23 protein-coding genes are annotated in these 25966 nt (G+C 62.3%); 18 read left to right on the forward strand and 5 right to left on the reverse strand.

All coding sequences use genetic code 11. The features are described from left to right. The first annotated feature begins 14 nt into the window (after positions 1 to 14). Complete coding sequence (locus HZ993_RS15145) at positions 15 to 1598, forward strand: methyl-accepting chemotaxis protein (RefSeq protein ID WP_209393561.1); 1584 nt, start codon at positions 15 to 17, stop codon at positions 1596 to 1598. Here HZ993_RS15145 and HZ993_RS15150 read toward each other — a convergent pair. Further along, complete coding sequence (locus HZ993_RS15150; protein ID WP_209393562.1) at positions 1569 to 2468, reverse strand: cytochrome c; 900 nt, start codon at positions 2466 to 2468, stop codon at positions 1569 to 1571. The genes HZ993_RS15145 and HZ993_RS15150 overlap by 30 nt on opposite strands. 191 nt (positions 2469 to 2659) lie before the next feature. On the opposite strand from HZ993_RS15150, the gene HZ993_RS15155 reads away from it, so the two are divergent. From HZ993_RS15155 to HZ993_RS15195, 9 genes are all read left to right on the forward strand, one after another. After that, positions 2660 to 3568, forward strand: a complete 909-nt coding sequence (locus HZ993_RS15155; protein ID WP_209393563.1) for a chromate resistance protein ChrB domain-containing protein — start codon at positions 2660 to 2662, stop codon at positions 3566 to 3568. Further along, positions 3565 to 4932 (forward strand): chromate efflux transporter, encoded by a 1368-nt coding sequence (gene chrA / locus HZ993_RS15160; RefSeq protein WP_209393564.1) that lies wholly within the window; start codon positions 3565 to 3567, stop codon positions 4930 to 4932. The genes HZ993_RS15155 and chrA overlap by 4 nt, the downstream gene beginning before the upstream one ends. 59 nt (positions 4933 to 4991) lie before the next feature. After that, entirely contained in the window at positions 4992 to 5981 is a 990-nt protein-coding gene (locus tag HZ993_RS15165) for a LacI family DNA-binding transcriptional regulator (RefSeq protein WP_209393565.1), read from the forward strand. A 272-nt stretch (positions 5982 to 6253) separates the two neighbouring features. Next, a complete protein-coding gene (locus HZ993_RS15170; RefSeq protein ID WP_209393566.1) occupies positions 6254 to 8515 on the forward strand; it encodes a TonB-dependent siderophore receptor in 2262 nt (753 codons plus the stop codon). Between the two features lie 32 nt (positions 8516 to 8547). Next, complete coding sequence (locus HZ993_RS15175) at positions 8548 to 9552, forward strand: PfkB family carbohydrate kinase (RefSeq protein ID WP_209393574.1); 1005 nt, start codon at positions 8548 to 8550, stop codon at positions 9550 to 9552. 36 nt (positions 9553 to 9588) lie between these two features. Further along, complete coding sequence (locus HZ993_RS15180) at positions 9589 to 10914, forward strand: MFS transporter (RefSeq protein WP_209393575.1); 1326 nt, start codon at positions 9589 to 9591, stop codon at positions 10912 to 10914. A gap of 6 nt (positions 10915 to 10920) precedes the next feature. Next, the gene (gene gtfA / locus HZ993_RS15185; RefSeq protein WP_209393577.1) at positions 10921 to 12411 is read left to right on the forward strand and encodes a sucrose phosphorylase; all 1491 of its coding nucleotides are present in this window, start codon (positions 10921 to 10923) and stop codon (positions 12409 to 12411) included. A gap of 235 nt (positions 12412 to 12646) precedes the next feature. Beyond that, a complete protein-coding gene (locus tag HZ993_RS15190) occupies positions 12647 to 14650 on the forward strand; it encodes a S9 family peptidase (protein ID WP_209393579.1) in 2004 nt (667 codons plus the stop codon). 12 nt (positions 14651 to 14662) lie between these two features. After that, positions 14663 to 15493, forward strand: a complete 831-nt coding sequence (locus HZ993_RS15195) for a YiiX/YebB-like N1pC/P60 family cysteine hydrolase (protein ID WP_245213646.1) — start codon at positions 14663 to 14665, stop codon at positions 15491 to 15493. 19 nt (positions 15494 to 15512) lie between these two features. Here the strand turns inward: HZ993_RS15195 and HZ993_RS15200 are convergent, their stop codons facing one another. Further along, positions 15513 to 15983: a hypothetical protein gene (locus HZ993_RS15200; RefSeq protein WP_245213647.1), complete on the reverse strand. Its 471-nt coding sequence runs from the start codon at positions 15981 to 15983 to the stop codon at positions 15513 to 15515. A gap of 130 nt (positions 15984 to 16113) precedes the next feature. Continuing rightward, entirely contained in the window at positions 16114 to 16857 is a 744-nt protein-coding gene (locus tag HZ993_RS15205) for an ABC transporter substrate-binding protein (protein WP_209393580.1), read from the reverse strand. A gap of 185 nt (positions 16858 to 17042) precedes the next feature. Here HZ993_RS15205 and mtnP point away from each other — a divergent pair, with 185 nt between their 5' ends. Genes mtnP through HZ993_RS15230 form a run of 5 tightly spaced genes read left to right on the forward strand, consistent with a single transcriptional unit; the run spans position 17043 to position 20793 of the window. Then, entirely contained in the window at positions 17043 to 17927 is an 885-nt protein-coding gene (mtnP, locus tag HZ993_RS15210; protein WP_209393581.1) for an S-methyl-5'-thioadenosine phosphorylase, read from the forward strand. A 23-nt stretch (positions 17928 to 17950) separates the two neighbouring features. Further along, a complete protein-coding gene (arsS, locus tag HZ993_RS15215; protein WP_209393582.1) occupies positions 17951 to 18913 on the forward strand; it encodes an arsenosugar biosynthesis radical SAM (seleno)protein ArsS in 963 nt (320 codons plus the stop codon). Between the two features lie 3 nt (positions 18914 to 18916). Then, the gene (locus tag HZ993_RS15220) at positions 18917 to 19669 is read left to right on the forward strand and encodes a TIGR04283 family arsenosugar biosynthesis glycosyltransferase (RefSeq protein ID WP_209393583.1); all 753 of its coding nucleotides are present in this window, start codon (positions 18917 to 18919) and stop codon (positions 19667 to 19669) included. A gap of 7 nt (positions 19670 to 19676) precedes the next feature. Next, the gene (locus HZ993_RS15225) at positions 19677 to 20369 is read left to right on the forward strand and encodes a TIGR04282 family arsenosugar biosynthesis glycosyltransferase (RefSeq protein ID WP_245213648.1); all 693 of its coding nucleotides are present in this window, start codon (positions 19677 to 19679) and stop codon (positions 20367 to 20369) included. 31 nt (positions 20370 to 20400) lie between these two features. After that, entirely contained in the window at positions 20401 to 20793 is a 393-nt protein-coding gene (locus HZ993_RS15230) for a VOC family protein (protein ID WP_209393584.1), read from the forward strand. 69 nt (positions 20794 to 20862) lie between these two features. Here the strand turns inward: HZ993_RS15230 and HZ993_RS15235 are convergent, their stop codons facing one another. Next, a complete protein-coding gene (locus HZ993_RS15235; RefSeq protein ID WP_209393585.1) occupies positions 20863 to 22437 on the reverse strand; it encodes an alkaline phosphatase in 1575 nt (524 codons plus the stop codon). Positions 22438 to 22588: 151 nt separating this feature from the next. Continuing rightward, complete coding sequence (locus HZ993_RS15240; protein ID WP_209393586.1) at positions 22589 to 22984, reverse strand: GFA family protein; 396 nt, start codon at positions 22982 to 22984, stop codon at positions 22589 to 22591. A gap of 70 nt (positions 22985 to 23054) precedes the next feature. Here HZ993_RS15240 and HZ993_RS15245 point away from each other — a divergent pair, with 70 nt between their 5' ends. The 3 genes from HZ993_RS15245 to HZ993_RS15255 are packed head-to-tail and all read left to right on the forward strand — an operon-like array spanning position 23055 to position 25861. Further along, positions 23055 to 23564, forward strand: a complete 510-nt coding sequence (locus tag HZ993_RS15245; protein ID WP_209393587.1) for a hypothetical protein — start codon at positions 23055 to 23057, stop codon at positions 23562 to 23564. Continuing rightward, positions 23561 to 24667: an alpha/beta fold hydrolase gene (locus HZ993_RS15250; protein WP_209393588.1), complete on the forward strand. Its 1107-nt coding sequence runs from the start codon at positions 23561 to 23563 to the stop codon at positions 24665 to 24667. The genes HZ993_RS15245 and HZ993_RS15250 overlap by 4 nt, the downstream gene beginning before the upstream one ends. A 42-nt stretch (positions 24668 to 24709) precedes the next feature. Further along, positions 24710 to 25861, forward strand: a complete 1152-nt coding sequence (locus HZ993_RS15255; protein ID WP_209393589.1) for a hypothetical protein — start codon at positions 24710 to 24712, stop codon at positions 25859 to 25861. Positions 25862 to 25966 lie beyond the last annotated feature (105 nt).

The raw sequence follows: 25966 nt of genomic DNA on the forward strand, positions 1-25966 counted from the left end.
GGGAGTGGAATGTGATGCGGCCTGTCAGTATTGCCTTGAAGATCTGGATGCCAGCCATTCTGGTGAGTGTGGGGCTGGTGGCCATGTCCATAGGCTCGGCGGTGCGGACCATCAAGTCCCAGGCCGCCACGGCGGCCGAGCAGACGCAGCAACAAAGCAAGCTGGAGTTGGCGGCCCGTTGGCGCGGGCTGGGAGAGGCCCAAGCCTTGCGCGGCATTGGTGTGGCGCTGAACGCCGATGCCAGCGCCGCAGCGCTGCTGAAGGTGGGCCAGACCGAGGCCCAAGGCGAAATCGCCACCATCGAGAAAACCTTGGACGGGTTGATGACCGAGAGCCAGGAGAAGGCCGCCCTGCAGGCTGTGCAGTCCAAGGCACAGGCACTGGCGAAGTCGCTGGAAAAAGCGCAGACGCTGCTCGCCGCGGGTGACGCGGCCGCGGTGCAGGCCCATATCAAGTCCGACACCCAGCCGCAGCTGGCAGCCTTTTTGGCCGCCCAGCAAGATCTGGTTCACCTGGCCGAAAAGGGCGCCACCGCCCTGCGCGACAAGGTAGGCGCCGAGCGCCTGAAGACGGTCTGGACGGTGGCCGCCATCATGGCCTTTGTCGCACTGCTGGTGTGTGTGGGTACGCGGGTGTTGCAGCGCAATGTATGTGATCCGCTGGATGAAATCGTGCGTCTCTCCCGAGCCATTGGCGAAGGTGATTTACGCGTCAACATCCACACCGACCGCCAGGACGAAATGGGAGATGTGATGCGCTCCCTGCACCACATGACCCAGTCGCTGGCCACGCTGGTGGGCCAGGTGCAGCGTTCGTCCACCAGCATTGGTGCGGCCAGCGCCGAGATCGCCCATGGCAACCAGGACCTGTCCCACCGCACCGAACAAACGGCCGCCAACCTGCAGCGTGCATCCGCTTCGCTAGAGCACCTGAGCGGCGCGGTCCACCAGTCCGCCAATGCGGCCGGGCAGGCCAACACGCTGGCAGGTTCTGCCTACGCAGTGGCGGAGAGCGGTGGCAAGTCCGTGGCCCAGGTGGTGCAGACCATGCACCTGATTGACGGCTCGTCCAAGAAGATTGTGGACATCATCTCGGTCATCGACGGCATCGCCTTCCAGACCAATATCCTGGCGCTCAATGCCGCGGTTGAGGCGGCACGGGCCGGTGAGCAGGGGCGGGGTTTTGCGGTGGTGGCCAGTGAGGTGCGCAGCCTGGCCGGGCGTTCGGCGGCGGCGGCCAAGGAGGTGAAGGACCTGATCGGTGCCTCGGTTGCCAATGTGGAGGTTGGCACCAAGCTGGTGGACCAGGCCGGTCAGACCATGCAGGACATCGTGACCTCGGTGCAGCGGGTGACCGGCATGATCGAAGAAATTTCGGCTACCAGCAGCGAGCAAAGTGCCGACATGCAGCAGGTGTCGTCTGCCGTGGCCGAGCTGGAGCAGATGACCCAACAAAACGCCGCGCTGGTCGAGCAAAGTGCTGCAGCCGCGGCCTCCATGAGTGAGCAGGCTGCGGTGCTGGGTGAACTGGTGGGCAAGTTTGCGTTGCCAGACGCGATGGGAACCAGCTTAACGCTGGCCCGCCTCCCGCGCGGGTAAGGTTTTCAGGTAGGCATACAGGGCCTGGGCATCGGTGTCGTTGAGCTCACGCAGGGATTCAAACGGCATGACCTTGATGGGGCTGCCGTCCGGCCGCTTGCCGGAGCGCAGCATGGCCACAAAGGCCGTGGCATCCGGGTACAGCGGCATGGCACTGCCCTTGCCGGGTGTCAGGTTGGCGGCGGCCGGCCAGTCGGGTGGGCCACCTGGAATGGGACCGCCCGATAGCCCCGGACCATGGCAGCCAATACACATATTGCCCACATAGGCGCCGTGTTGTGCGTTGACCGCGGCGGCCACGGGTTGTGCCGGTGGCAGGCTGTGGTCTATCTTTTCGGCCGCGTCCTGGATGGCGCCCAGGCCATACAAGGCCTGGACCAACACGGGCAACTCCACCACTGCGGCACCACCGGTTCGCGCGGGTAAGCTGCGCACGTAGCCGACCAGTGCGGCCAGGTCGGCGTCGGTGAAGCGGTTGTAGTCTTCGCTGGGCATGATGAAGGCCGGTTGGCCATTGGGTTTGACGCCGTGGCGCACCACGCGCACCCAGTCCTGTGCCGTGTAGCGGCCCACCGGTCCCCCGGAGGTGATGTTGGGGCCGCTGATACGCGTGCCCTTGCCGTCGTTGACAAACTCGCGCCCCCCACCGTCCAGGCCATGGCAATCGGTGCAACCCCGCGAACGGTACAGGTAGCTGCCTCGGGTCAGACCATCTGCGTCCGTGGCCCAAGCCACCGGCTGCACGGTGACGCTGACTTGCCGCTGGCGTTTGCGCTCGCCCAGCAGGTTGCCAACCACAACGACCAGGGCTGCCAGTAGCAGCAGCAATCCCAAGCCAATGATCAGGCGTTTGATCCATAACTTCTGCATCACACGTCTCCCAAAAGAAAGGAAGCACGATCTTAAAAAGCGAAGCCGATGCTGTCGAGCGCCTGGCACTTGGGGTATTCCCGCGGCCCGTGTTACAGTGCGGCCATCGGGGTTGCAGCTCCCCGGTGTCGGGCCAAACGGCTCCAAGATGGTGTCCCATCCAATTGCTGGTAACGCAACAGGAGTTATCCGTGGACACCCAAAATCCGTCTATTTTTTCGTCAGTTTCCCCCCAGGCATTCAATGCCCGCCTGGGCCGCGCCGACACGCCTTTGGTGCTCGATGTGCGCCGCAAGCCGCGTTTTGACGAGAGCCCGCGCCTGCTGGCAGGCGCACAACGCTGCGCACCCGAGGACGTGGCCGCCCTGGCCGCCAGCCGACCCGCTGGCGAGGTGCTGGTCTACTGCGTCTATGGCCACAACGTCAGTGAAGAGGCGGCCGCTGCCCTGCAGGCTGCTGGCTGGTCTGCCCACCCGATAGCCGGTGGTTTAGAAGGCGGGGAGGATGGTGAAGACGACGCGCAGTCCATTGCCCAGTGGCGCGCCCAACCACCGCTGACATTTGCCAAACGCGCCGACTGGGGCGTGACCGGTGAACAGCCCTCGCGCTGGATCACACGGGAGCGCCCCAAGATCGACCGTATTGCCTGCCCCTGGCTGATACGCCGCTTCATCGATACGCGGGCTGAATTTTTCTATGTACCCACGGCCCAGGTTCTGGTGCAGGCCAAGGCACTGAATGCCGTGGCCTATGACATACCCGGCGCGCCGGTCTCCCACGTTGGCGAGCTGTGCAGTTTTGACGCGCTGCTGCTGGGCTTTGATTTACACGACGCGGCGCTGAACCTGCTGGCCGCCATCGTCCGTGGTGCCGATACCGACCGGCTGGACCTGGCACCGCAATCCGCCGGTTTGCTGGCGTTCTCTTTGGGCCTGTCGCGCGTCCATGCTGTGGATGACCACGCCATGCTGGAGGCCGCCATGCCGCTGTACGACGCACTGTATGCCTGGTGCCGCGACCGGGTCGCCGCGCAGGATGAAACCCACAACTGGAAACCCGCCAGCATGACAAACGCAACCATGGCGGGAGGTGCTGCATGAGCGCACAACAAACCCAAGTCTCCTTCGCCGAGGCCTTTCGCTTCTGGCTCAAGCTGGGCTTCATCAGCTTTGGCGGACCGGCCGGGCAGATTGCCATCATGCACCGCGAGTTGGTGGAGCAAAGGCGCTGGATATCGGAATCGCGCTTTTTACATGCGCTGAATTACTGCATGCTGCTGCCCGGCCCCGAGGCGCAACAACTGGCCACCTACATCGGCTGGCTGATGCACCGCAGCTGGGGTGGCATCGTTGCCGGTGCGCTGTTTGTGTTGCCCTCGCTGTTCATCCTGATCGCGCTGAGCTGGGTGTATGTGGCCTTTGGCAACGTGCCCTGGGTGGCGGGGCTGCTGTATGGCATCAAACCCGCTGTGGCGGCGATTGTGCTGCAGGCGGTGCACCGCATCGGCAGCAAGACATTGAAAAAACCGGCCGTAGCCCCCGTGTTGTGGGTGATTGCAGCTATGAGTTTTATAGCAATTTATGCCTTCAATATCCCTTTCCCCTGGATCGTGCTGGGTGCGGCATTGATCGGCTGGCTGGGTTCGCGCTGGGCGCCTGCGCAGTTTGCAGCGGGCGGGGGCGGCCATGGCGCAGCCAAGGCCGTTGTGCTGGCACCGGGTGAGCGCGACTGGTTGATTGGCGACACCACCCCCACACCGGCGCATGCGCGCTTCAAGTCATCACGCCTGGCCACTGTGCTGGCCGTGGGCGCGGCGTTGTGGTTACTGCCCATGGGCACGCTGGTGGCCTGGCAGGGCTGGGATGGTGCGGTGGCGCAGATGGCCTGGTTTTTCACCAAGGCCGCGCTGCTGACCTTTGGTGGCGCGTATGCCGTGCTGCCCTATGTCTACCAGGGCGCGGTGGAGCACTTTGGCTGGCTCACCGGCACCCAGATGATCGACGGCCTGGCGCTGGGCGAGACCACGCCGGGGCCGCTGATCATGGTGGTGGCGTTTGTGGGTTTTGTTGGGGGCTGGACGAAGGAAGTGCTGGGGCCGGACGCGTTGTTTCTGGGCGCCGCGCTGGCGGCCACAGTGGTGACCTGGTTCACGTTTCTGCCGTCCTTCATCTTCATCCTGGCCGGGGGGCCGCTGGTGGAATCCACCCACGGCAAGCTGCACCTGACCGCGCCGTTGACCGCCATCACCGCGGCGGTGGTGGGGGTGATCGCCAGCCTTGCTCTGTTTTTTATAGCGCATATCGCAATATTACCGGGGGCTACCGGCACATTTGGCTCAAGGGTCGATGGCGTGGCGTTGTTATTGACCGCGTTGGCGGCGGTGGCGCTGTTGCGCTTCAAGGTGGGCGTCATTCCTGTGATTGCGGCCTGTGCGCTGGCGGGTTTGGTCGCCAGTGCGCGGTAGTATCCAGACCCATGGGACTTAAAAACAGCAGTGCAACTTCTGAAAACCGCCGATTGCAAATGGCGGACATCGCCCGCCTGGCCGGCGTTTCGGTGGCCACCGTGTCGCGGGCGCTCAGCGGCAGCACCTTGGTGAATGCCGAGACCCGCGAGCGTGTCCAGCAACTGGCGCAGTCGCTGAACTACTCCATCAACTTGGGCGCACAAAACTTGCGTCTGCAAAAGAACCAGACCATCGCGGTGGTGGTGCCCTATGACGCGCAGTCGCGCCAGCACATTTCAGACCCCTTCTTCCTGTCCATCATCGGCAGCATTGCCGACGCGCTGACCGACCATGGCTACGACATGCTGCTGTCGCGGGTGGACTCGGAGCGGCTGGACGCGGCCTCGCAGCTGTTTGATTCGGGCAAGGTCATTGGCGTCATCATCATTGGCCAGTGGCGCCACCATGACCAGCTCAACCAGCTGGCGGCGCGCAAGGTGCCGCTGGTGGTGTGGGGCGGCGAGCTGCCACAACAGCTTTACTGCAGTGTGGGTGGCGACAACCGCGATGGTGGTGAACAGGCCACCGCCCACCTGCTGCGTGCGGGGCGCAAACGCATCGCCTTTCTGGGGGATGCGGCTTTGCCCGAAGTCTGGTTGCGCCGCGAAGGCTACCGTCGCGCCCACGCGGCGGTGGGGCAAACGCCGGACCCGCAGCTGGAAGTGGCCGTGCCGTTTGAGCCCGAGGCGGCACGCCAGGTGATCGACCGCCTGTGCGGCAGTGCTGCCGTGTTTGACGGCGTGGTGGCCTGCAGCGACCTGCTGGCGATCCACACCGTGCAGTCGTTGCGTGCGCAGGGGCGCAGCGTGCCTGCAGACGTCGGGGTGGTGGGGTATGACGACATGCCGCTGGCGGCCTTTTGTGAACCGACCCTGACCACCGTGCACCAACCCGTGGTGGCCGCGGGGGCCGAGCTGGTTGCGGCCTTGTTGTTGTTGCTCAAGGGTGAACGCGCTCCGGCACGCACCCTGCCGGTACACATCGTCGTGCGCGCCAGCGCACCCTGACACCCGCGGCCTGCCCTGGGTCTCGCGGCGATTCAATCGTTTGCATAGATATGACAAAGTCTGCTGCCTAAGGTCACGCCAGATTTACTTTTGTAGATCAAATTTAGAAAATTCTACGGGTTTACACCGAGTTGCAATCGATTGCAAAGAATTTAAGATTCGCTCCGAGCACTTTGGACGGCCATGGCCCGAGGGGTCGCTTGCGGTATTCATGCGCTTTATCAAAAACAAACGGCTGGCTGGCAAAAGCCCGGCGGCCAACAGGAGACTTTATGCACGCTCACCCATTCACAGCCCGCCCCCTTGCGGCCGCGGTTTCCCTTGCGTTGATGACGCTCAGCACGGCATGGGCGCAGACCACGGTCAGCCCCGCGGCCGATGCCGACAAAGACGGCATGAAGTTCGACCAGATCGTGGTCACCGGCACCTCCACCGCCAAATCCAAGATGAAGCAAAGTGTGTCCGTCAGCACACTGGACGCCGAGCAGATGGAAAAGACTGGCGCTGGCAGCGCCGCCGAACTGCTGCGTTCGGTTCCCGGCGTGCGTTCGGAATCATCCGGTGGTGAGGGCAATGCCAACATCACCGTGCGCGGTGTGCCGCTGTCGGCCGGTGGCTCGCGCTATGTGCAGTTGCAAGAAGACGGCCTGCCGCTGGTCTTGTTCGGCGACGTGTCGTTTGGCACGGCCGACCAGTTTTTGCGCGCCGACTTCAATGTGGACCGTCTGGAAGTGATCCGTGGCGGCTCGGCCTCCACGTTGGCCACCAATTCGCCGGGCGGCATTGTCAATTTCATCAGCAAGACGGGTGCCGAAGCGGGCGGGTCTGCAGCCCTGACGGCCGGCCTGCAACAGCGCCAGACGCGGCTGGATGTGGACTATGGCGGCAGCCTAGGCCCACGCACAACCTTCCACATTGGCGGTTTCCAGCGCACCGGCGAAGGTGTGCGCCCCGCCGGTTTCACCACGGAGAACGGTGGCCAGATCCGCGCCAACATCACCCAGCAACTGGACAATGGCTACATCCGCTTCAGCGTCAAGTCGCTGGACGACCGCACACCCACTCTGTTGCCGGTTCCGGTCACGGTCTCCAACGGGCAGATCAATGCCATCAACGGTATCGACCCGCGCACTGCTTTCTTCATCACACCGTCCCTGCAAAACGACCGGTCCCTGAACCACGATGGCGGCTTCACCAACAGCAACACCCGCGACGGCCTGCACATCCAGAGCAATGCCTTTGGTTTTGAAGGCCAGTTGAAGCTGGGCGAAGGCTGGACCCTGGACGAAAAATTCCGCAAGTCCAGCAACTCGGGCCGCTTCATCGGCCTGTTCCCTGCGGACAACGGCAACAATGGGAAAAATGCGTTCTTCACCGCCACCCTGTTCAATTCCACGCTGGACGATTTTGGCAACACCTTCAACGACATCAAGGTCTCCAAGGCCTTTGATTCCGGGCTGGGCAAGATAACCGCAGTCGGCGGCGTGTTCACCGGTGTGCAGACCATTGCACAAACCTGGTTCTGGAACCAGTACAACATGAGCATGACAGGCACCAATGCACAGGTGGTCAATGCGGTGGGTGCCCCCAGCTCGGCCCCGGTGACCTCCGGCTTTGACACCTGGGGTGGTTGCTGCTCCCGCACCTGGGACGTGCAATACACCCACACCGCGCCCTACCTGGCCCTGACCGTGGATGCCGGCGCACTGAGCGTGGATGCCAGCGTGCGCAGCGACCAGCAAAAGGCCAGCGGTTACACACTGGCGGCCAGCGCGGCTATGCAGGGCTGGGACCCGGCATCCCAGAAGAAGGTGCAATACGACGTGCAACACAGCTCGTATTCCGTAGGGGCCAACTACACCATCAACCGCGACCTGTCGGTCTTTGCCCGCAGCAGCGACGGCGTGTCCTTCAGCGCCGACCGTCTGCTGTACGGCAACCCGCTGGACGGCTCGGTGCCGATTGCGCTGAACCAGATCCAGCAACAAGAAGCCGGTATGAAATGGCGCAGTGGTGGCTTCAGCATCTTCTCTACGCTGTTCAGTGCGCGTACCACCGAGAGCAACTACGAGGCCACGACACAAAAGTTCACCGCCAACAAATACTCATCCAACGGCCTGGAACTGGAAGCTATCTGGAACGCGGGCGATTTCCGCCTGGCCGGTGGTGCCACCTGGACCAACGCCAAGATCACCGACTCCAACGACGCCAGCACCGTGGGCAAGAAGCCCCGCCGCCAAGCAGACTTCGTGTTCCAGTTGGCACCCTCCATCAGCTTGGACGCTCTGGAGCTGGGCGCTGCATTGGTCGGCACCGGTGATTCGTTTGGTGACGATGCCAACACCATCACCATGGCAGGATTTACCACTGTCAATGCGTTTACCAACTACCGCATCAATGCCAAGACTCAGGTGTCATTCCGGGTCAACAACCTGTTCAATACGCTGGGTTATACCGAGATTGAAGGTGACGGCCACGCTGCCCGCGCCGTCAATGGCCGTTCCGCCAGCGTCCAGTTGAAGTACACGTTCTAAGCTCCACGTCCGCGTTTAACAGTCGCCACACCATGAACGAAAAAGTGAGTTCTCCTCCGGCACCAGACACGCAATCTGGCCACAAGCCGGATTCCGTGCTGGTGCTGGGTGAGGCGCTGGTGGACCTGTTTGACAGCGGACCGGAGGCGGGCGGTGCGCCATTTAATGTGGCGCGGTCTTTGGCCGTCTTGCAAGTGCCCGTGACCTGCATCACCCGCATCGGCGACAGCGATCGTTGGGCCGACGTACTGCTGCACAGTGCACAAGACTTCGGCCTGTCCACCGCGGGTTTCCAGCGTGATGATCTGCACCCCACCGGCACGGTGCAGGTTGTGCAAAAGGGTGCGGCGCATACGTTTCGTATCGCTGACGATGTGGCATGGGACTACCTGGATGGGGTGCAGGCGCAATCGGTTCTCCATACAACACCGCCCCCCAGCTTTGTCTATTTTGGAACACTCGCGCAGCGGCACACCGTGTCCAAAAATACCATCCGGGACATCGTGCGTGAAACCCCTGCCGTGTGTTACCTGGACTTGAATCTGCGTGACGGCCCCGACAACCGCAGGCTGGCGGAAGAGTCCTTGGCGCTGGCCGATTGGGTCAAGGTGAATGACGAAGAACTGCTGCAGCTATTGGCTGCACAGGGCGGTGCCACCATGTGGTCCGAACGCTGGGGCTCGCCCGTGTTTACCGCAGGGGTTGCCACGCTGATGGAACGCTTTCGGTTGCAGCGTTTGGTCGTGACACGTGGCCCACAGGGTTACGCCAGCTTCAATGCCCACGGTGTATGTGACGCCGAAGGCCCAGGCCAGGCCGTGCCGGTAGTGGTTGATACCGTGGGCGCCGGTGACGGCTTCAGCGCCATGCTGCTGGCCTGCCAAATGGCCGGGCGCACACTGCCCTGGTCGCTGGCACTGGCCAACGAATATGCGGCGGCGGTCTGCGGGCACCGTGGGCCGATGAGCCACAACCTGCAAAGTTACGCCGTATGGCGCAAGCGGTTGGGCGCCAACACCACCTGCCACGCCATCTGACCCAACACCACGGCAACAACAAGAGAAACATTTCTGATGTCCCTCGCAAAACCGCATTTGTCGATCTGGCAAATCATCAACATGAATGTCGGCTTCTTCGGCATCCAGTTCAGCTTTGGCCTGCAGCAAAGCAATATGAGCCCCATCTACAAATACCTGGGCGCCGACGAGGCCACGCTGCCCCTGCTGTGGCTGGCCGGGCCCATGACGGGCCTGCTGGTGCAGCCCATCATCGGCGCCATGAGCGACCGCACCGTGTCGCGCTGGGGCAGGCGCACGCCCTATTTCATGATTGGCGCCATTCTGTGCAGCCTGGGCCTGCTGGCCATGCCCATGAGCCCCACGCTGTGGTTTGCCGCCGGCCTGCTGTGGATACTGGACGCCGCCAACAACGTGACCATGGAGCCGTACCGGGCCTATGTCAGCGACCGCCTGGACCGAGAACAACACTCGCTGGGATTCCTCACCCAGAGCGCCTTCACCGGCCTGGCCCAGACGCTGGCCTACCTGATGCCGTCCATCCTGATTGGCATGGGCATGAACCGCGACGCGGTGGGCGACAACCACATCCCGCAGGCCACGATGGCCGCATTTGTGATGGGTGCTGTGTTCTCACTGGTGACGGTATGGTGGTCCATACGCAAGGTGCCCGAACTACCGCTGTCCGCAGAGACCATCCAGGAGATGCGCGCACGCCCCACCGGTGGCTTGGCCACGCTGCGCGAGATCTGGCTAGCCATCAAAGAAATGCCCAGCACCATGCGCAAGCTGTGGTGGATGAAGCTTTTCCAGTGGTACGCCATGATGTGTTACTGGATCTATATCGTGCCTTCCCTGGCCAAGACGATGTTCCACACGTCCGACGCCACCACGGCGGGCTTTCGCGAAGCCGGCCTGCTTAACGGGCAAATTGGCGGCTTCTACAACTTCATCGCTTTTTTGTCGGCCTTTGCCATGGTGCCGTTCACCCGCCGCTTTGGCCCCAAGGTGGTCCACGCCGTGTGCCTGACGCTGGCGGCGGCGGGCATGTGGGTGTTGCCGGACATCACCAACAAATGGTTGTTGTTTGTGCCCATGGTCGGCATCGGCCTGGCCTGGGCCAGCATCATGGGAAATCCCTACATCTTGTTGGCGGGTTGTATTCCACCGGAGCGGGCCGGTGTCTACATGGGCATCTTCAATATGTTCATCGTGATACCCATGCTGATCCAGATGGTCACCCTGCCCCTGTACTACGACGCGCTGCTGGGCGGCAACCCCGACAACGTCATCCGCCTGGCCGGTGTGCTGCTGCTCTGTGCCGCCGCTGCCGTGTTGATGATCGACACCAAGAACTCGAACAGCGTTACGCCGAAAAACTAGACAACAATGAAAAATCAGGTTCAACTCATCACCTACGTAGACCGGCTGGGCGGAGGTAACCTCCAGCAACTGACCCAATTGCTGGACGGCCCCTTAAAAGATGTTTTTGGCGGCGTGCATCTGCTGCCTTTCTTTGACGCCATCGATGGCGCCGACGCCGGCTTTGACCCGACCGACCACACCCAGGTGGACCCGCGCCTGGGTAATTGGGATGACATACGCGCCCTGTCCAAAGTAGTGGACGTGATGGCCGACGCCATCGTCAACCACATGTCTTCGGCATCCCCCCAGTTCCAGGACTTTTATGCACGGGGCGATACATCTCCCTTCGCGGGCATGTTCCTGACCATGGACCGCGTGTTCCCCAATGGTGCCCATGAACAGGACTTGCTGAATGTCTACCGCCCGCGCCCAGGCCTACCCTTTACGGCCATGGCATTGGGCAATGGACAGAAGAAGATGCTGTGGACCACGTTCACACCCCAGCAGTTGGACATCGATGTACAGCATCCGCAAGGCCAGGCCTACCTGACCAGCATCTTGCAGCGGTTTGCCGACAACGGCATCCGCATGATCCGGCTGGATGCTGCCGGTTACGCCATCAAAAAGGCCGGTACCAGTTGCTTCATGTTGCCCGAGACCTTTGACTTTATTGACCGTTTTGCCGGGCAAGCCCGGTCCATGGGTATGGAGGTGCTGGTGGAAATCCACGCCTACTACCAGCGTCAGATCGAGATCGCCGAACGTGTGGACTGGGTGTATGACTTTGCCCTGCCACCACTGGTGCTCAACACCCTGTTCTTTGGCAACAGCAAGGCCTTGAAGGACTGGATTCGCATCCGGCCCCAGAATGCGCTGACCGTGCTGGATACCCATGATGGTATTGGCATCATCGACATCGGCGCCGATCCGGCGGACCGCACACACCACCCCGGCCTGCTGCCCCCCGAGCAACTCGACCGGCTGGTGGAACGCATCCACAGCAACAGCCAAGGCCAAAGCCGACAGGCCACCGGCGCTGCGGCATCCAACCTGGACCTTTACCAGGTCAACTGCACCTTTTTTGATGCACTGGGCCGCAACCCCCGCGCCTACCTGCTGGCACGCGCCATCCAGCTCTTTTTGCCTGGCGTGCCTCAAATCTATTACGTCGGCCTGCTGGCCGGCGAGAACGACATGGACCTGCTGGCACACAGCGGTGTGGGCCGCGACATCAATCGCCAACGCTTTGGCGCAGACGAAATAGCCCAAGCCTTGGAAAAGCCAGTTGTGAAAGACTTGCTGGCGTTGATCCACCTGCGCAACACCTGTAACGCCTTTAATGGAACCTTTGAAATGCTGCGCTCCAGTGAGGAAACGCTGCACCTGCTGTGGACACACGCAGACGCCCGGGCCGAACTGTTTGTGAACTTGCGCGACCTGGACTACAGGCTGACGTTTACGGGCCAGCACCCCAACAGCGTGCGGGATTTACGCTTCAGCCATTCACTGACATAGCACCAAGTAGAAAAGACGGGGAGGTGTGGGGGGCAGATGACCCACACCGTTGTGGCACTTCGGTGCCATTTTTTTTGTGCGCAGGTGGCAGCGCAGCCGTACTACACTAGCTCGCAGTTTGTTGGACCCCGGCCTAAGTCGGGCAGGCACAGAGACTCGCTTTCTGTGCAAAAAGAATCACTTCTTTGCGGGCGCTTTTAATCACTTGCCCTGCACCACCTTTTTCCTTTGAATGATGAAAAGTACGAGAAACGTAAAGCCGCTCTGGACACTGAAACTGGCCGCTGGCATGCTTATCGGCAGCAGCCTTGGCTTGACGGCCCTTGCGTCATCCACCACCCCACCGCCCCTTGAAGCATTTTTTGGCCCGGCGTCCATGATCGACGCCAAGTTGTCGCCGTCGGGTCGTTGGGTCGTTAGCCTGGTCGGTGGCGGCGGTATGCGTGACCGATTGGTGCTGACCGATCTGGAAGGCCAGGAGCCTACCAAGATACTCGCCGTACTGAAGACTGCGGATGTGAGCAGCTTCCGATGGGTCAACGAGGACTGGCTCACCTACAGCGTCACCAGCTATGAAGAGGTCACGCACGTACGCAAAGCCAATGGACTGCTGGCGGTCAACCGCAAGGGCGACCGCACACGCATGTTGATCAAGCGCAGTTATGAAAAAGTGGTGTCAGACCGGGTAGGTGCGCGGGTATTGGAGCCAGACCACTACTACTTGGCACCCGGCGCGCCCGGTGCCAATGAAATCATTGTGGGCCATGCAAATTTCCAGCGTTGGGACTTTGCCCACGTGACGCCTCTCGCCCTCGATATCGAGAACGGGTCCACGCGCAAACTCGTGGACACTGCTCCTCCCAATGTCTACAGCTGGTTGTTTGACCACCAGGGCCGCCCGCGCCTCGCAGACAGTCGGGAGGACCCCCAGTTCAGCACCATGTACTGGTCGCCGGGCGACGGCAAGACCTGGACTCGCATTGCCAAGTTTCCTATCCTGAAAATGGACTGGGAACCTGCCTACGTGAACAACGACAACCTGTTTGTCTACCGCGCCACGGGCCCCAAGGGTGAGAATCAACTGTACCGATTCAATTTTGAGACCGGCAAAGTGGATACGCCGGCCTGGATTGCTGCGCCTGGTTTTGATGCAGAGGCTACGCCCTTGGTCTCCCCCAAGACCGGTACACAGCATGGTGTACGCGTAATGGGCGAAACCGAAAGCACCGTGTGGATACATCCGGTGATGCAGGACGTGCAGAAGAAGATAGATGCTACGCTGCCCGGACGCATCAACACCCTGAGCTGTGGTGCCTGTGATGCACCCAGCAATGTGCTGGTGCACTCGTACTCCGACAAAGACCCGGGTCAGTTTTTTGTCTACCAGGTCGCAGGCAACCAGTTGCAGCGCTTGGGGGTGCAGCGCCCACAGATTCAGCCTGAGCAATCGTTCGGGGTGCAACTGCACAGGACCCCGGCACGCGATGGAATGGACCTGCCGATCTGGATCACCGGTGCACCCGAGGCGGGCAAGCCGCCTAAACCGGCCATCGTGCTGGTCCATGGTGGACCGTGGGTACGCGGTGGCCACTGGAAATGGAACGAACAGGCTGAGTTTTTGGCCTCGCGGGGCTATGTGGTCATCATGCCGGAGTTCCGGGGCAGTGAGGGTTATGGCTCCGTACTCCATCGCGCCGGCTGGAAGCAATGGGGCCAGGCCATGCAGGACGATGTGACGGACGCCCTGCGCTTTGCCGCTGACAAAGGCTGGGCCGACACCAAACGTGTGTGTATTGCCGGCGCCAGTTACGGAGGGTATGCCGCCTTGATGGGCGTTGCCAAGGATGTGGACCAGTACCGCTGTGCCGTGGCGTGGGTGGGCGTGTCAGATCCTTCCCTGTTGTTTTCGATCCATTGGTCGGATATCCACGGCGATGCCAAGCAGTACTCCATGCCCACCATGATTGGTGACCCCGTTAAGGATGCAGACATGCTGGCAGCTAACTCACCGCTGCTGAATGCAAAACGTATCAAGGCCCCGGTGTTACTGGCCTATGGCGACAAGGACATGCGGGTGCCCATAGAGCATGGTGAAAAGATGCGTGATGCCCTGCGTGCCAGTGGCAATGCGCCCGAATGGGTGGTGTACGCTGGTGAAGGCCATGGCTGGCGACGCCCCGAAACCAACTACGACTTCTGGGGTCGAGTTGAAAAGTTTTTGGCGAAACACCTGAAGTAATCGGAGTAAAGCATGAATAACGCCCCTTCATCGCACAACATCTGCCCGCACGGCCTGCGCATCGCGTTGTTGAGTACGGTAGTTGTGGCGTTGACCGCCTGCGCCACCGGCATGGGCACCGACCCCGCGTCGGGCACCCAGGCCTTCCAGGTGCAGAACCGCCTGCTGCTCACGCCGGCCAACGGTGGGCAACGCATCACAACGGCCGAGCTGTTGCCCGGCGACATCATCCTGTCGTCCACCAACGGGGTCACCTCCATGGGCATACGCCTGCTCACCGTGTCACCGGTCAGCCATGCGGCGCTGTACCTGGGCAACGACGACATTGCAGAGGCGGTGGGTGCCGGCATACGCACCCGCAAGATGGCGGACTTTATCGAAGACGAATCCACCATTGTTGCGTTCCGCCACCCCGGTGTGCGCACCGAACATTCCGACAGCATGCGTATTTTTGCCCAGGCCCATGCGGGCAAAAAGTACAACGTGCTGGGTGTGGTGCTGCAGGCGCCCTTCACGTTGCAGCGCCAGTATTGCGAGCTGCCCCTGGTGCCCAGCCTGGTGCGCGACGCCTGTATCCGCGGGCTGGCTGCGATACAGCTGGGTGTGGCACGCAATGACCGCTTCTTCTGCTCGCAGTTTGTGTTGGCGGCCTACCAGCAGGCCCAGCTGCCGCTGACCACCGCCGACCCCCTGCTGGTGAGTCCCGCCGACCTGCTGCATATGCGCGAGGGCGATGTGCCCTCGGTGCGCATCGCCCAGTCTTTGCAGTATGTGGGCCACCTCAAGGCTGGCCCCGCCACTACCGAAGTAGAGGAAGTGGTGGCAGCAAACCTCACGCAGTGAGCGACCGTGGGGGCAAAAGTTACTGACCTACATGCATGGTGAACCGCGCGCCATTGGACAGGGTGCAACTACCCGTGCCCAGCGCGGCAGAGTTCATCGTGTAGTGGCAGTTGATATAACTGCCGCGGTTGCCTGCGCCGTTGGCGATACCATCGCGCGATGAACCCGCTTTGCGCGTGGCCTCCCCTACAAACGATTCCCCGCTGATGGTGGTGTTGAAATTGCCACGGCCATTCAGGTCGTTGGTGACGACAGCATTGACCATGCCGTAGTGGGTGGCCAGCTCGTTGGCTGGGTACAAACGTGCCGAGAACGTGACCGGCGCGGGTGGGGGCGCCGGCAGTACCACATGGGCGTGGGCTGGGTGGTGCGCCGGATGCTGGTTGACCGGCACCACATAACAACCCGAGAGTGTGGCCACACCGGTGGCCAAGACCAGCGCCATCGCTGCGCGGCGTGGCGCAACCACACCACTTGACTTCATTCCCATACATTTCCTAAAGGCCCAAGCACATGCTTGTAGGCGCATTCTTGGTGCGCTGGGAAATGGGTAGCATCGAATATGTGTTCTGGTATTTGATTCCAGAATAAAAAGTATCTTCAAAAGATACCCATGGCACTCACTTCAGGTATTTGACACGTATCTTGTCAAAGGTGCCGTCCCGTTTGATCTCGGCCAGCGCAGCCTTGCACTGGCGCACCAGATCGTCCGGGGTTTGTTTGCTGAACGCCATGTACAGCCCGGCCGACAGGGCCTCCAGCTTGAAAACCTTGACCACGCTGGCGGGGTCCATCCCCTCGCGTTTGTACAACGCCACCTGGGCCAACTCATCGATGGGGAACAGGTCGATGCGCCGCGACGCCAGCTTCTTGGCGTTGGAGCTGTCCTCCACCACCAGGTCCAGCGGCACCTGCGCCTTTTCCAGGTACTGGGCGCGTACATCGTCACGCACAGCGCCTATGCGGTAGTGGCGGATGTCGTCCACGGATTGCACCTTGACCTCGGGCCGGCTCTTGAGCCGGTACAAATACACGTCGTAGGGCGCGATCACGTCCACCCACTTGAACAACGTTTCGCGCTGTTCATTGCGGCCGATGGCGTAGATCAGCACGTTGGGCGCGTCTTGCGCCATCTGGTAGGCACGGGCCCAGGGGTAGATGCCCAGTTTGTAGGCGATTTTGGTGCGTTTGAGCACCTCTTCCACCACCTCGGTGGCCATGCCCGAAATCTTCTTGGTTTGGCTGTCCTGGAAGTTGTACGGCGGGTACTCTTCGGTGACCACGGTCAGGGGCTGGCCCCAGGCACAAGCGGCCCACAGCAATACCAATAATCCAACGAGCCGGGTCTTTGGCAAGAGCGGCATGGCGCACTCCTTTTTTGTGGATTCATGCTACTCCCGCCAGGGGCCTTTGTACAGAAAAAAGGGGTGTTGCAAGCCCTTGGCTTGTGGGGTGTATGGTTGTGCCGCAGAATCGGCAACCAGACCCCCGCGGGTGGTGCAGATAGTGCACCATGGATGGGCATTCTTTTTTGAACAAGGTGGCAGTTATGACCCAGGCGCTGGTAGGCATCATCGGAGGCAGCGGCCTCTACCAAATGGAGGGCCTGCAAGACGCAGAAGAGCACCGCCTGCACACGCCGTTTGGTGAACCGTCCGACGCCATCGTCACCGGCACCGTCTACGGCGTGGGTGTGGCCTTTTTGGCCCGCCACGGGCGCGGCCATCGACTGTTGCCCAGCGAAGTGCCCTACCGCGCCAACATCCATGCGCTCAAACAACTGGGCGTGCGGTATGTGTTGTCGGTCTCGGCCGTGGGTTCGCTGCGCGAAGAACTCAAACCGCTGGACATGGTGCTGCCCGACCAATTCATCGACATGACCAAGCGCCGCGAAAGCAGCTTCTTTGGCAACGGCGCGGTGGCCCATGTGTCCATGGCGCAGCCGGTGTGTGCGCAGGTGTCGGGTGCGCTGGCGCGTGCGGTGCGCACCGTGCTGGATTCCGAGAGCGCCCAGACCCGTGGCGGCATCACCCTGCACCCGGGCGGCACCTATGTGTGTATGGAGGGCCCGCAGTTCTCTACCCAGGCCGAGTCCCATTGGTACCGCAGCATGGGCGCGGCCATCATCGGCATGACCAATATGCCCGAGGCCAAGCTGGCGCGCGAGGCCCAGATGGCCTACGCCACGCTGGCCATGGTGACCGACTACGATTGCTGGCACCCGGTGGAGGCCCATGTGACCACCGACATGGCCCTGGCCAACCTGCTGCAAAACGCGGGCCGTGCGCAAAAGGTGATAGCCCAGACCATACGCCTGCTCGGTGCAGAGCGCCCGGCAAGTATTGCGCACACGGCCCTGCAAAGTGCACTGGTCACCCAGCCCGATGCCATGGCACCCGAGGTGCGCCAGCGCCTGGCGGTCTTGTTGACCTGACGCTTTTTTTACGGACCAGACCTATGCACGACACCCTGCCCCTGCTGGAGCAAACCCACTTCCCGTCCATCAACCGCACCCGCCTGGACACCCTGCAGGTCAACCTAGGCTACAAGTGCAACCAGACTTGCCTGCACTGCCATGTGAACGCCGGGCCCAACCGCACCGAGATGATGGACGCCGACACGCTGGCACTCATCCCGCAGGTGCTGGCCGCGCGTGGCATCACCACGCTGGACATCACCGGTGGCGCGCCCGAGCTGCACGACGGCTTTAAAGACCTGGTGCGCGCCGCGCGTGCGCAGGGCGTGCGCGTCATCGACCGCTGCAACCTGACGATTCTGTTTGAACCCGGCCAGGAAGGGCTGGCCCGTTTTCTGGCAGAACAGCGCGTGGAGATCACAGCATCGCTGCCCTGTTATTCGGTGGGCAACGTGGACAAACAACGCGGTGACGGCGTGTTCGAAAAAAGCATCGCCGCGCTGCAGCAGCTCAATACGCTCGGTTACGGCGTAGACGGTTCGGGCCTGGTGCTCAACCTGGTCTACAACCCACAAGGCCCGTCGCTGCCACCCAACCAGCAGGCCCTGCAAGCCGACTACAAACGCGAGTTGTTCGCACACCATGGCGTGGTGTTCAACCAGCTGCTGGCGCTGACCAACATGCCCATCCAGCGGTTTGGCTCCACGCTGGTGTCCAAAGGCACGTTTGACACGTATATGGACCTGCTCAAGGCCAGCTTCCATGCCGATAACCTGGCCGGTGTGATGTGCCGCAGCATGGTCAGCGTGGATTGGCAGGGCTGGTTGTCGGATTGCGATTTCAACCAGCAGCTGGGCCTGCCGCTGGGCACCAGCGGCGTGCGCCGCCACCTGCGCGACCTGCTGAAGACCGATCTGGATGGGCAAGCCATCCGCGTGGCCGGCCATTGTTTTGGCTGCACCGCCGGCCAGGGCAGCAGCTGCGGCGGCGCGCTGGGCAGCTGACAGGTGCCACCACCGCCAGCACAACCGCCACTGAGCATCGTCATACCGGTGCTGAACGAGGCCCAGGGCATCACCCAGACTCTGCAAGCACTGGCGCCCCTGCGCGCACGCGGCGTGCAAGTCATCGTGGTGGATGGGGGCAGTACGGATGGCACGGTGGAGCGGGCCCGCCAGGCCCTGCAAGCGCCTGTTGGCAATGGCGTGGCGGTGGTGCTGTACGGCGAGGGCGCAGCGCCCTGGCAGGTGCTCCGTTCGCCACCCGGCCGCGCCGTGCAGATGAACACCGGCGCCCAACAGGCCCGCGCTGCCACCCTGCTGTTCTTGCATGCCGACACCCTGTTGCCCCCGGCGGCCGACACGCTGGTCACTCAGGCGCTGAACCGCGGCACCCACCACTGGGGCCGCTTTGATGTGCACATCACCGGCCAACACGGCCTGCTGCGGGTGGTTGCTGCGTTGATGAACCGGCGTTCGCGCTGGAGCGGCATTGCCACGGGTGACCAGGCCCTGTTCATGACCCGTGCGGCCTTTGACACCGTGGGCGGTTTCCCGGCCCAGCCGCTGATGGAAGACATCGAAATGTCCAAGCGCCTGCTGCGCCTGTCGCGACCGGCCTGCCTGCACCAGCGCGTCGCGACCTCCGGGCGGCGCTGGGAAACGCGTGGTGTGTGGCGCACCGTGTTGCTGATGTGGCGGCTGCGGTTTGCCTATTGGCGCGGTGTGTCGCCACAGCAGTTGGCCCAATGGTATCGGTGAGGTACCGGTGAGCCAACCCAGCCGTCTGTTTGCCCGGCCACGGCTCGTGGTGTTTGCCAAGGCGCCGCAGCCCGGCTTGGTCAAGACCCGCTTGATCTCTGCGTTGGGCGCACAGGGCGCGGCAGACCTGGCGCGGCGCATGCTGCAACACACGCTGCAACAGGCCTTGGCCGCCCATGTGGGCACGGTTGAGCTGTGCATGAGCCCTGCACCCAGCGCACCCGCCTGGGCCGGTGTGTCTCTGCCAGCCGGCGTGGAATGTTGTGACCAGGGCCCAGGTGATCTGGGCCAGCGCATGGCCCGTGCAGTGGACCGGGTCACCGACACCCTGGCGCAACCCATACTGCTGATGGGTACGGACTGCCCCGCGCTGTCTGCAGCCCACATTGCCCAAGCTGCGCAGCAACTGCAGCATCACGATGCGGTGCTGGTCCCCGTGGCCGACGGCGGATATGTGCTGATCGGTCTGCACGCGCCCTGCCCCAGCGTGTTTGCCGACGACATGGCCTGGAGCACGGCAGTGGTAGCGGGTGAGACCCTGCGCCGTTGGGCGGCCCTGGGTCACAGTGTCTGGACAGGCCCCATGCTGCACGACATCGACGAGCCGGGTGATCTGGTCCACGTGCCGCTGAAATGGCGGTTTGGGCCAAAAGGTTCTTGGCAAAATGCGGCCATAGCCCCCGTGAAATATGGCGATTAAGCTATTGTTTTTATAGTATTCTGAGATTCAAATGCTCCACCACATCGAGTTGTACGTTGCTGACCTTGAACGCTCACGCGCGTTCTGGGAGCCACTGCTCACCGGCCTGGGCTACCACGTGTCGCAACGGTGGTCAGAAGGCGTGAGCTACACGTCAGGCGATACCTACCTCTGCTTTGTGCAAGCGCCTGCCGAGCATTTGGAGGCCGGTTACCACCGCAAGCGCGTTGGCCTCAACCACCTGGCCTTCCATGCGCAGTCGCGTGCACAGGTGGATGCGGTGGCGCAGTGGGCGGCCGCAGCGGGGTTCAGCATCCTGTATGCCGACAAGTACCCCTACGCCGGCGGACCGGGCCACTACGCCTTGTACTGCGAAGACCCAGATCGCATCAAGGTTGAGCTGGTGGCGCCACGGGAATCTTGATTGCAAAAATAGCCTGTAGCCCCCGTCCAATATGACGTTATAGCTATTATTTTTGCAGTAGCCTGTAGCTTAAGCCCTATGCGGCGCCAGTGTCTTGGTGTACAGCGCGGCGCCCACCAGATCTTTGAGCGTCACTGTCATCGCCTTTGTCTTGGCGTCGATATCCACCTGACCAAAAAACTGCATGCCGTTGGTGGGCGGCGCATTCACTTCATTGGGTGCCTTCTGGTAGACCACCTGCATGCCAAAGGTGGCATCCACCTTGTTGGGGCCAAAACCACCGGCGTTCAGCGGGCCGGAGACAAATTCCCAGAACGGCGCAAAGTCGCTGAACTGGGCCTTGCTGGGGTCAAAGTAATGTGCGGCCGTGTAGTGCACATCGGCCGTCAGCCACACCACGTTGTGGATGCGGGCCTTCTTGATGGCGCGCAGCAGGTGGGCGATTTCGAGCTCACGCCCCAGCGGTGCGCCATCGTCTCCGTTGGCACTGGCTTCCCATCGGTTGCGGCCATCGGCATCCTTACCGTCACCCACATGCAGGCTGATGGGCATGTCGGCGGCAATCACCTTCCACGTGGCCTTGGAGCGCTTCAATCCGTCCAGCAACCAGGCAATTTGTGGCCGCCCCATGAAGGCGCTGTCTGCGCTTTCGGAGGTCTGCAGGTTGTGGCTGTTGGCACCGCGGTAGCTGCGCATGTCTACCACAAACAAGTCCAGCAGCGGGCCCTGCGGCAGGTGGCGGTAGATGCGTTCACTCTCCACATCGGGCGTGCGGCGCAGCGGTGCGTATTCCAGAAAGGCCTTGGTGGCGCGGGCGGTGAGCAGGGGGATGTTTTTCTCGGTGTAGCGATTGTCGGCACCCAGGTCCTTGGCGTCGGACCAGTTGTTGGTGACCTCGTGGTCGTCCCACTGCCAGATCTGTGGCACCTCGGCCGCCATGCGGCGCACGTTGGCGTCCATCAGGTTGTAGCGGTAGCGACCGCGGAACTCGTTCAGGCTTTCAGCCACCTTGCTGACCTCTTCGGTGACGAGGTTGTTCCACAACGAACCATCGGCCAGTTTGACCTGGGCGGTGATGGGCCCGTCGGCATAAATGGTGTCGCCGCAGTGCAGAAAGAAGTCGGGGCGCACCTGGCGCATCTGTTCATAAATCTTCATGCCGCCCCAGGCCTCGTTGATGCCCCAGCCCTGGCCGGCGGTGTCGCCGCTCCAGGTGAAGCGCACGTCCCTTGTGGCCTTTCCCTGTGCCAGTGGGGGCAGGCGCAGGTGGCCAGGCAGGGCTTCTGACAACACCCGTTCGTTGTGCAGGTCTTGCAGCACCACGCGGTAAAAAACCTCCTGCCCTGCGGGCAGGCCCCGCAGGTCTAGGCGGCCGGTGTAGTCGCTGTCTTCCAGCAGGTAGGGTCCGCGCACGCGGGTCGCGTTGGCCATGCTGGCGGTGGTGGACCAATCCAGCCACAGGCGCGCCGGGCGGTCGCTGCGGGTCCAGATGATGGCGCCGTCGGCCTGCGGGTCGCCACTCTGGATGCCGTGTGCCATTTGCGGGCGCATGGCGTCTGAAGTGATCAGGGGTGTGGCTGCCAGTGCGGTGCTGGTGCCCAGCACGGTGGTAGTGGTGGCAGTGAGAAAGTCGCGACGGTCCATGGTGGCTCTCCAAGGGTGAATGGTGTAAGCCGCATTCTTTGGAAGCCAGATGTCAGGGGCATGACGGCCAGTGCCACCGACCATCGATACCCGTTGGGGGGCGGTGGGGCACGCACGTGGTGGCAGGTGTGGAAGTGAGATGCCTGCCCGCTCAGGGAATATGCTGCGCATCCGCTGGCGGAACCACCCAGCCGTGCATGCGCTCCTCGTAGACGGAGACGCTCGGCGGCGGAAAGCCCGGGTCAGCAAACGCCCCCACCGGTATGGCCAGGTACTCCGCCATCCCCTCAAGCTCGTAGTAAACCGTCGCACCGCAGTGGGGGCAGAAGTGGAAGGTGATGCGGGTGCCTTCATCGCCCACCCGCTCGTACGCGGTTGAGCTGCCCGCAAGCGATACGTTGTCGCGGAGAAACCGGGCCTGCTGGCCGAAGACACTGCCCGTGCGGCGCTGGCAGGCCAGACAGTGGCAGATCGATACACGCACAGGATCACCAACGGCCTGGGCCGTGAGCTGACCGCAACTGCAGGAGGCGAGGCGTTGGGACATGGGGGTGGTGTGGGGAGTGGAAGGCGGGATGATAGCTGCCGGAGGCTAAACTCGGCCCGACACCACTTCCATGCTTGCCCATATGACAAAGCTCTCCAAACGATTCGCCCTGCTGGCTTGCATTCTTGCCACCCACGCGTTTGCCCAGACGCCTGACGAAGTGGCTGATGCACAGGCAAGATACAAACGGGAGGTGGCCGCCTGCGCGCCGCTGAGCGCGGGGGCGGGTAGCAGCACCTGCATGCGGGAGGCCCGAAACGCGCTGGCCGAAGTCAGGCGCGGCAAGATGCAAGAGTCGTGGCGGACTGCGGATTTTATGAACCACGCGCTGGCGCGGTGCGCGGTCCATACGGGCGACGACAAATCCGATTGCATCGCCAGAATCCGTGGATACGGAAAGCAAAGCGGAAGTGTTTCTGCGGGCGGTATCTTGCGCGAGTTGACGACGACCAAGTCAGTGCCGGTCAACAGCCCGACGGTTTCAAAACCCGAAGCGGCCTACGTTCCAGATCCCAATCCTCCCTCAGGGCTGATGTCCAACTGCCGTTGGGTTCCGCCCACCGATTGGGTGTGCAAATGAGTAACGCCTGGACCTACTTTGCACGTGCGGCCGCTAGCACCCTTCTGGCATGTGCATCACTGGCAGCCGTTGCCGCAGACAACAACAGCCCCGACAACTTTGCCAGCGCGGGCACGCGTTATCCCGGCTGTGCAGCGGCCTCAGCGCAAGTCAGCAAAATCTCCGAGCAAGGCTACCTGCGCGTGGGCGGTGTGGAGCAGTGGCTCACCATCCAAGGCAGCAGTTGTGCCAACCCGGTGGTATTGTTTTTGCACGGTGGTCCTGGCAATCCGCTGAGCCCGTATGCCGACGCCATTTATGGAGCCTGGCAGAAAGACTTCACGCTGGTGCAGTGGGACCAACGCGGTGCGGGCATGAGTTACGGGCGCAACCCGCCCAGCCCTGATGCCGCCATGACACTGGACCAGATGGTGGCCGACGGCCTGGAGGTGGCCCAGTTCCTGACCCGGCACCTGGGCCAGCGCAAGATCATTCTGATGGGCAGTTCGTGGGGCTCGGTGCTGGGTGTACACATGGCCAAGCGCCGGCCCGAGTTGTTCATGGCCTATGTGGGCACGGCGCAACTGGTCAGCCAGGTGCGCAACCAGGCGGCTTTTTTTGACAAGCTCAAGTCCCTGGCACAGGCTGCGGGTGATCAGAAGACGCTGGCGGCGCTGGATGCGGTGGGGCCACCACCATGGCAGAACCCGCGCGCCTTTGGCGTCGTGCGCCGGGCCGGTCGTGCATACGAGGGCAAGGTCTCCACCCCGGCACCCAAACATTGGTGGCAACCCGCCGCGTTGTACGCCACGCCGCAGGCGCTGGAACACACCGAGCAGGGCGAAGACTATTCCTGGCTGCAGTTTGTCGGGTTCAAAAACAACGGCATCTTTTTGCACGTCGATTTACCCAAACTGGGCACTGACTTTGCCGTGCCGGTTTATCTGGTGCAGGGCGAGCAAGATTTGCTGACACCGGTGGATGTGACACGGCCTTTCTTTGACAGCATCACAGCGCCCGACAAGGCCCTGGTGCTGGTGCCGCTGGCGGGGCACGACCCCAATGAGGCCATGGTGGCCGCCCAGTACCAGCTGCTGAAAGAGCGCGTAGTGCTGCGTAAATAGTAGCAATTGCTGTTTTTATAGCAGTGCATAACAATGCGGGCCATGCAAACTTTTGACGACATCACCATCCGCCGCCCCGCGCTGGCAGACTCGTACATTGCCCTGCTCAAGGCCCAGCCCGGCCGGCCCATTGCCCTGTTTGCGCCCCGGCGCGTGGGCAAGACCTATTTTCTGGATGGCGACCTGGCGCCGGCCGCCGAGCGCTCAGGCCTGTTGCCGGTGTATGCCGACCTCTGGCTGCAGCGCGCCGCACCGTTGGACGCCATCAACCACACGCTGGAAGAGGCGCTGGACGATGCCAGGGTGCCCAAGTCCTCCGCCTCCAAACTGGCCAAAACGGCGGTCCGAAAAATTGGAGCCCTGGGCGCCAGCATCGAGCTGGGCGACGAGCCCACCCGCCGCGCCCTGCCCGACAAACCCGAGCTGCGCATGGACGCCCTGATCACCCGCCTGGCCAGCGCATCGGGCAAACCCATCTTGCTGATGCTCGATGAGATCCAGGTGCTGGGCCAGTCCGCACAGGGCGAGGCGGCCGTAGCCACCGTGCGCGCCGTGCTGCAAAAGCACAACAAGAAGGTGTTTGCCGTGTTCACCGGATCGTCGCAGGAAGAGCTGGGCGAAATGATGATGGCCGCTGGTGGCCCCATGTACCAGTTTGCGCAGCTGTTGACCTTCCCATTCCTGGGCAGCGACTACCTGCAGGGCCTGGCCGCCCACTACCACCGCGTGCACCCCAACAAAAGCCTGGACCTTGCGGCGCTGCAGGGTCTGTTTGCACACATTGGTTACAAGCCAGCGTTGATGAAAGACATCGTCAAGGAGATGTCCGCTGAAGGCATCACCGATGTGGACCAGGCCCTGGCCCGTTTCATGGCAGACGACCGCAACGTGCCCGCCTGGCAGGGTGTGCTGGCCAGCCTGCAGCCGGTGGAGCAGGCGCTCTTGGTGGTGCTGGCCCATGGCCTGGCGCCCATGGGTAAGGACAGTCTGTTGGCGTTGGCGCGCATCACCGGCAAAGCCGTCACGCTGGCCAAGGTGCGGGTAGCGCTGGAGCGCATGCGCAAGGCCGGCATTTTGTCCAAGCCTCCCAGTGTGGGTTACATGATCGAAGACCGCCTGTTCAAGGACTTTGTGGTCAAGGCCTATGTGGCGCAGTACGTGGCCGACGGCCGCCTCAAAAGCCTGGCCCCCTGAAGTGTCGACGCAGGGCAAAAGGTGTTGATGGCCAAAATGCTACTGAAATAGTAGCTAAAACACTATATTTCACGGGGGCTAGAGCCCTGTTTTGCATACAGTGAT

It is taken from the genome of Rhodoferax sp. AJA081-3, assembly GCF_017798165.1.
GTDB lineage: Bacteria > Pseudomonadota > Gammaproteobacteria > Burkholderiales > Burkholderiaceae_C > Allorhodoferax.

What these genes read in the sequence shown, in the direction of transcription:
- HZ993_RS15145 (WP_209393561.1), top strand. Translation starts at nt 15, where the DNA reads ATGCGGCCTGTCAGTATTGCCTTGAAGATCTGGATGCCAGCCATTCTG.
- HZ993_RS15150 (WP_209393562.1), bottom strand. Translation starts at nt 2,468, where the DNA reads ATGCAGAAGTTATGGATCAAACGCCTGATCATTGGCTTGGGATTGCTG.
- chrA (WP_209393564.1), top strand. Translation starts at nt 3,565, where the DNA reads ATGAGCGCACAACAAACCCAAGTCTCCTTCGCCGAGGCCTTTCGCTTC.
- HZ993_RS15165 (WP_209393565.1), top strand. Translation starts at nt 4,992, where the DNA reads ATGGCGGACATCGCCCGCCTGGCCGGCGTTTCGGTGGCCACCGTGTCG.
- HZ993_RS15170 (WP_209393566.1), top strand. Translation starts at nt 6,254, where the DNA reads ATGCACGCTCACCCATTCACAGCCCGCCCCCTTGCGGCCGCGGTTTCC.
- HZ993_RS15175 (WP_209393574.1), top strand. Translation starts at nt 8,548, where the DNA reads ATGAACGAAAAAGTGAGTTCTCCTCCGGCACCAGACACGCAATCTGGC.
- HZ993_RS15180 (WP_209393575.1), top strand. Translation starts at nt 9,589, where the DNA reads ATGTCCCTCGCAAAACCGCATTTGTCGATCTGGCAAATCATCAACATG.
- gtfA (WP_209393577.1), top strand. Translation starts at nt 10,921, where the DNA reads ATGAAAAATCAGGTTCAACTCATCACCTACGTAGACCGGCTGGGCGGA.
- HZ993_RS15190 (WP_209393579.1), top strand. Translation starts at nt 12,647, where the DNA reads ATGAAAAGTACGAGAAACGTAAAGCCGCTCTGGACACTGAAACTGGCC.
- HZ993_RS15195 (WP_245213646.1), top strand. Translation starts at nt 14,663, where the DNA reads ATGAATAACGCCCCTTCATCGCACAACATCTGCCCGCACGGCCTGCGC.
- HZ993_RS15200 (WP_245213647.1), bottom strand. Translation starts at nt 15,983, where the DNA reads ATGGGAATGAAGTCAAGTGGTGTGGTTGCGCCACGCCGCGCAGCGATG.
- HZ993_RS15205 (WP_209393580.1), bottom strand. Translation starts at nt 16,857, where the DNA reads ATGCCGCTCTTGCCAAAGACCCGGCTCGTTGGATTATTGGTATTGCTG.
- mtnP (WP_209393581.1), top strand. Translation starts at nt 17,043, where the DNA reads ATGACCCAGGCGCTGGTAGGCATCATCGGAGGCAGCGGCCTCTACCAA.
- arsS (WP_209393582.1), top strand. Translation starts at nt 17,951, where the DNA reads ATGCACGACACCCTGCCCCTGCTGGAGCAAACCCACTTCCCGTCCATC.
- HZ993_RS15230 (WP_209393584.1), top strand. Translation starts at nt 20,401, where the DNA reads ATGCTCCACCACATCGAGTTGTACGTTGCTGACCTTGAACGCTCACGC.
- HZ993_RS15235 (WP_209393585.1), bottom strand. Translation starts at nt 22,437, where the DNA reads ATGGACCGTCGCGACTTTCTCACTGCCACCACTACCACCGTGCTGGGC.
- HZ993_RS15240 (WP_209393586.1), bottom strand. Translation starts at nt 22,984, where the DNA reads ATGTCCCAACGCCTCGCCTCCTGCAGTTGCGGTCAGCTCACGGCCCAG.
- HZ993_RS15245 (WP_209393587.1), top strand. Translation starts at nt 23,055, where the DNA reads ATGCTTGCCCATATGACAAAGCTCTCCAAACGATTCGCCCTGCTGGCT.
- HZ993_RS15250 (WP_209393588.1), top strand. Translation starts at nt 23,561, where the DNA reads ATGAGTAACGCCTGGACCTACTTTGCACGTGCGGCCGCTAGCACCCTT.
- HZ993_RS15255 (WP_209393589.1), top strand. Translation starts at nt 24,710, where the DNA reads ATGCAAACTTTTGACGACATCACCATCCGCCGCCCCGCGCTGGCAGAC.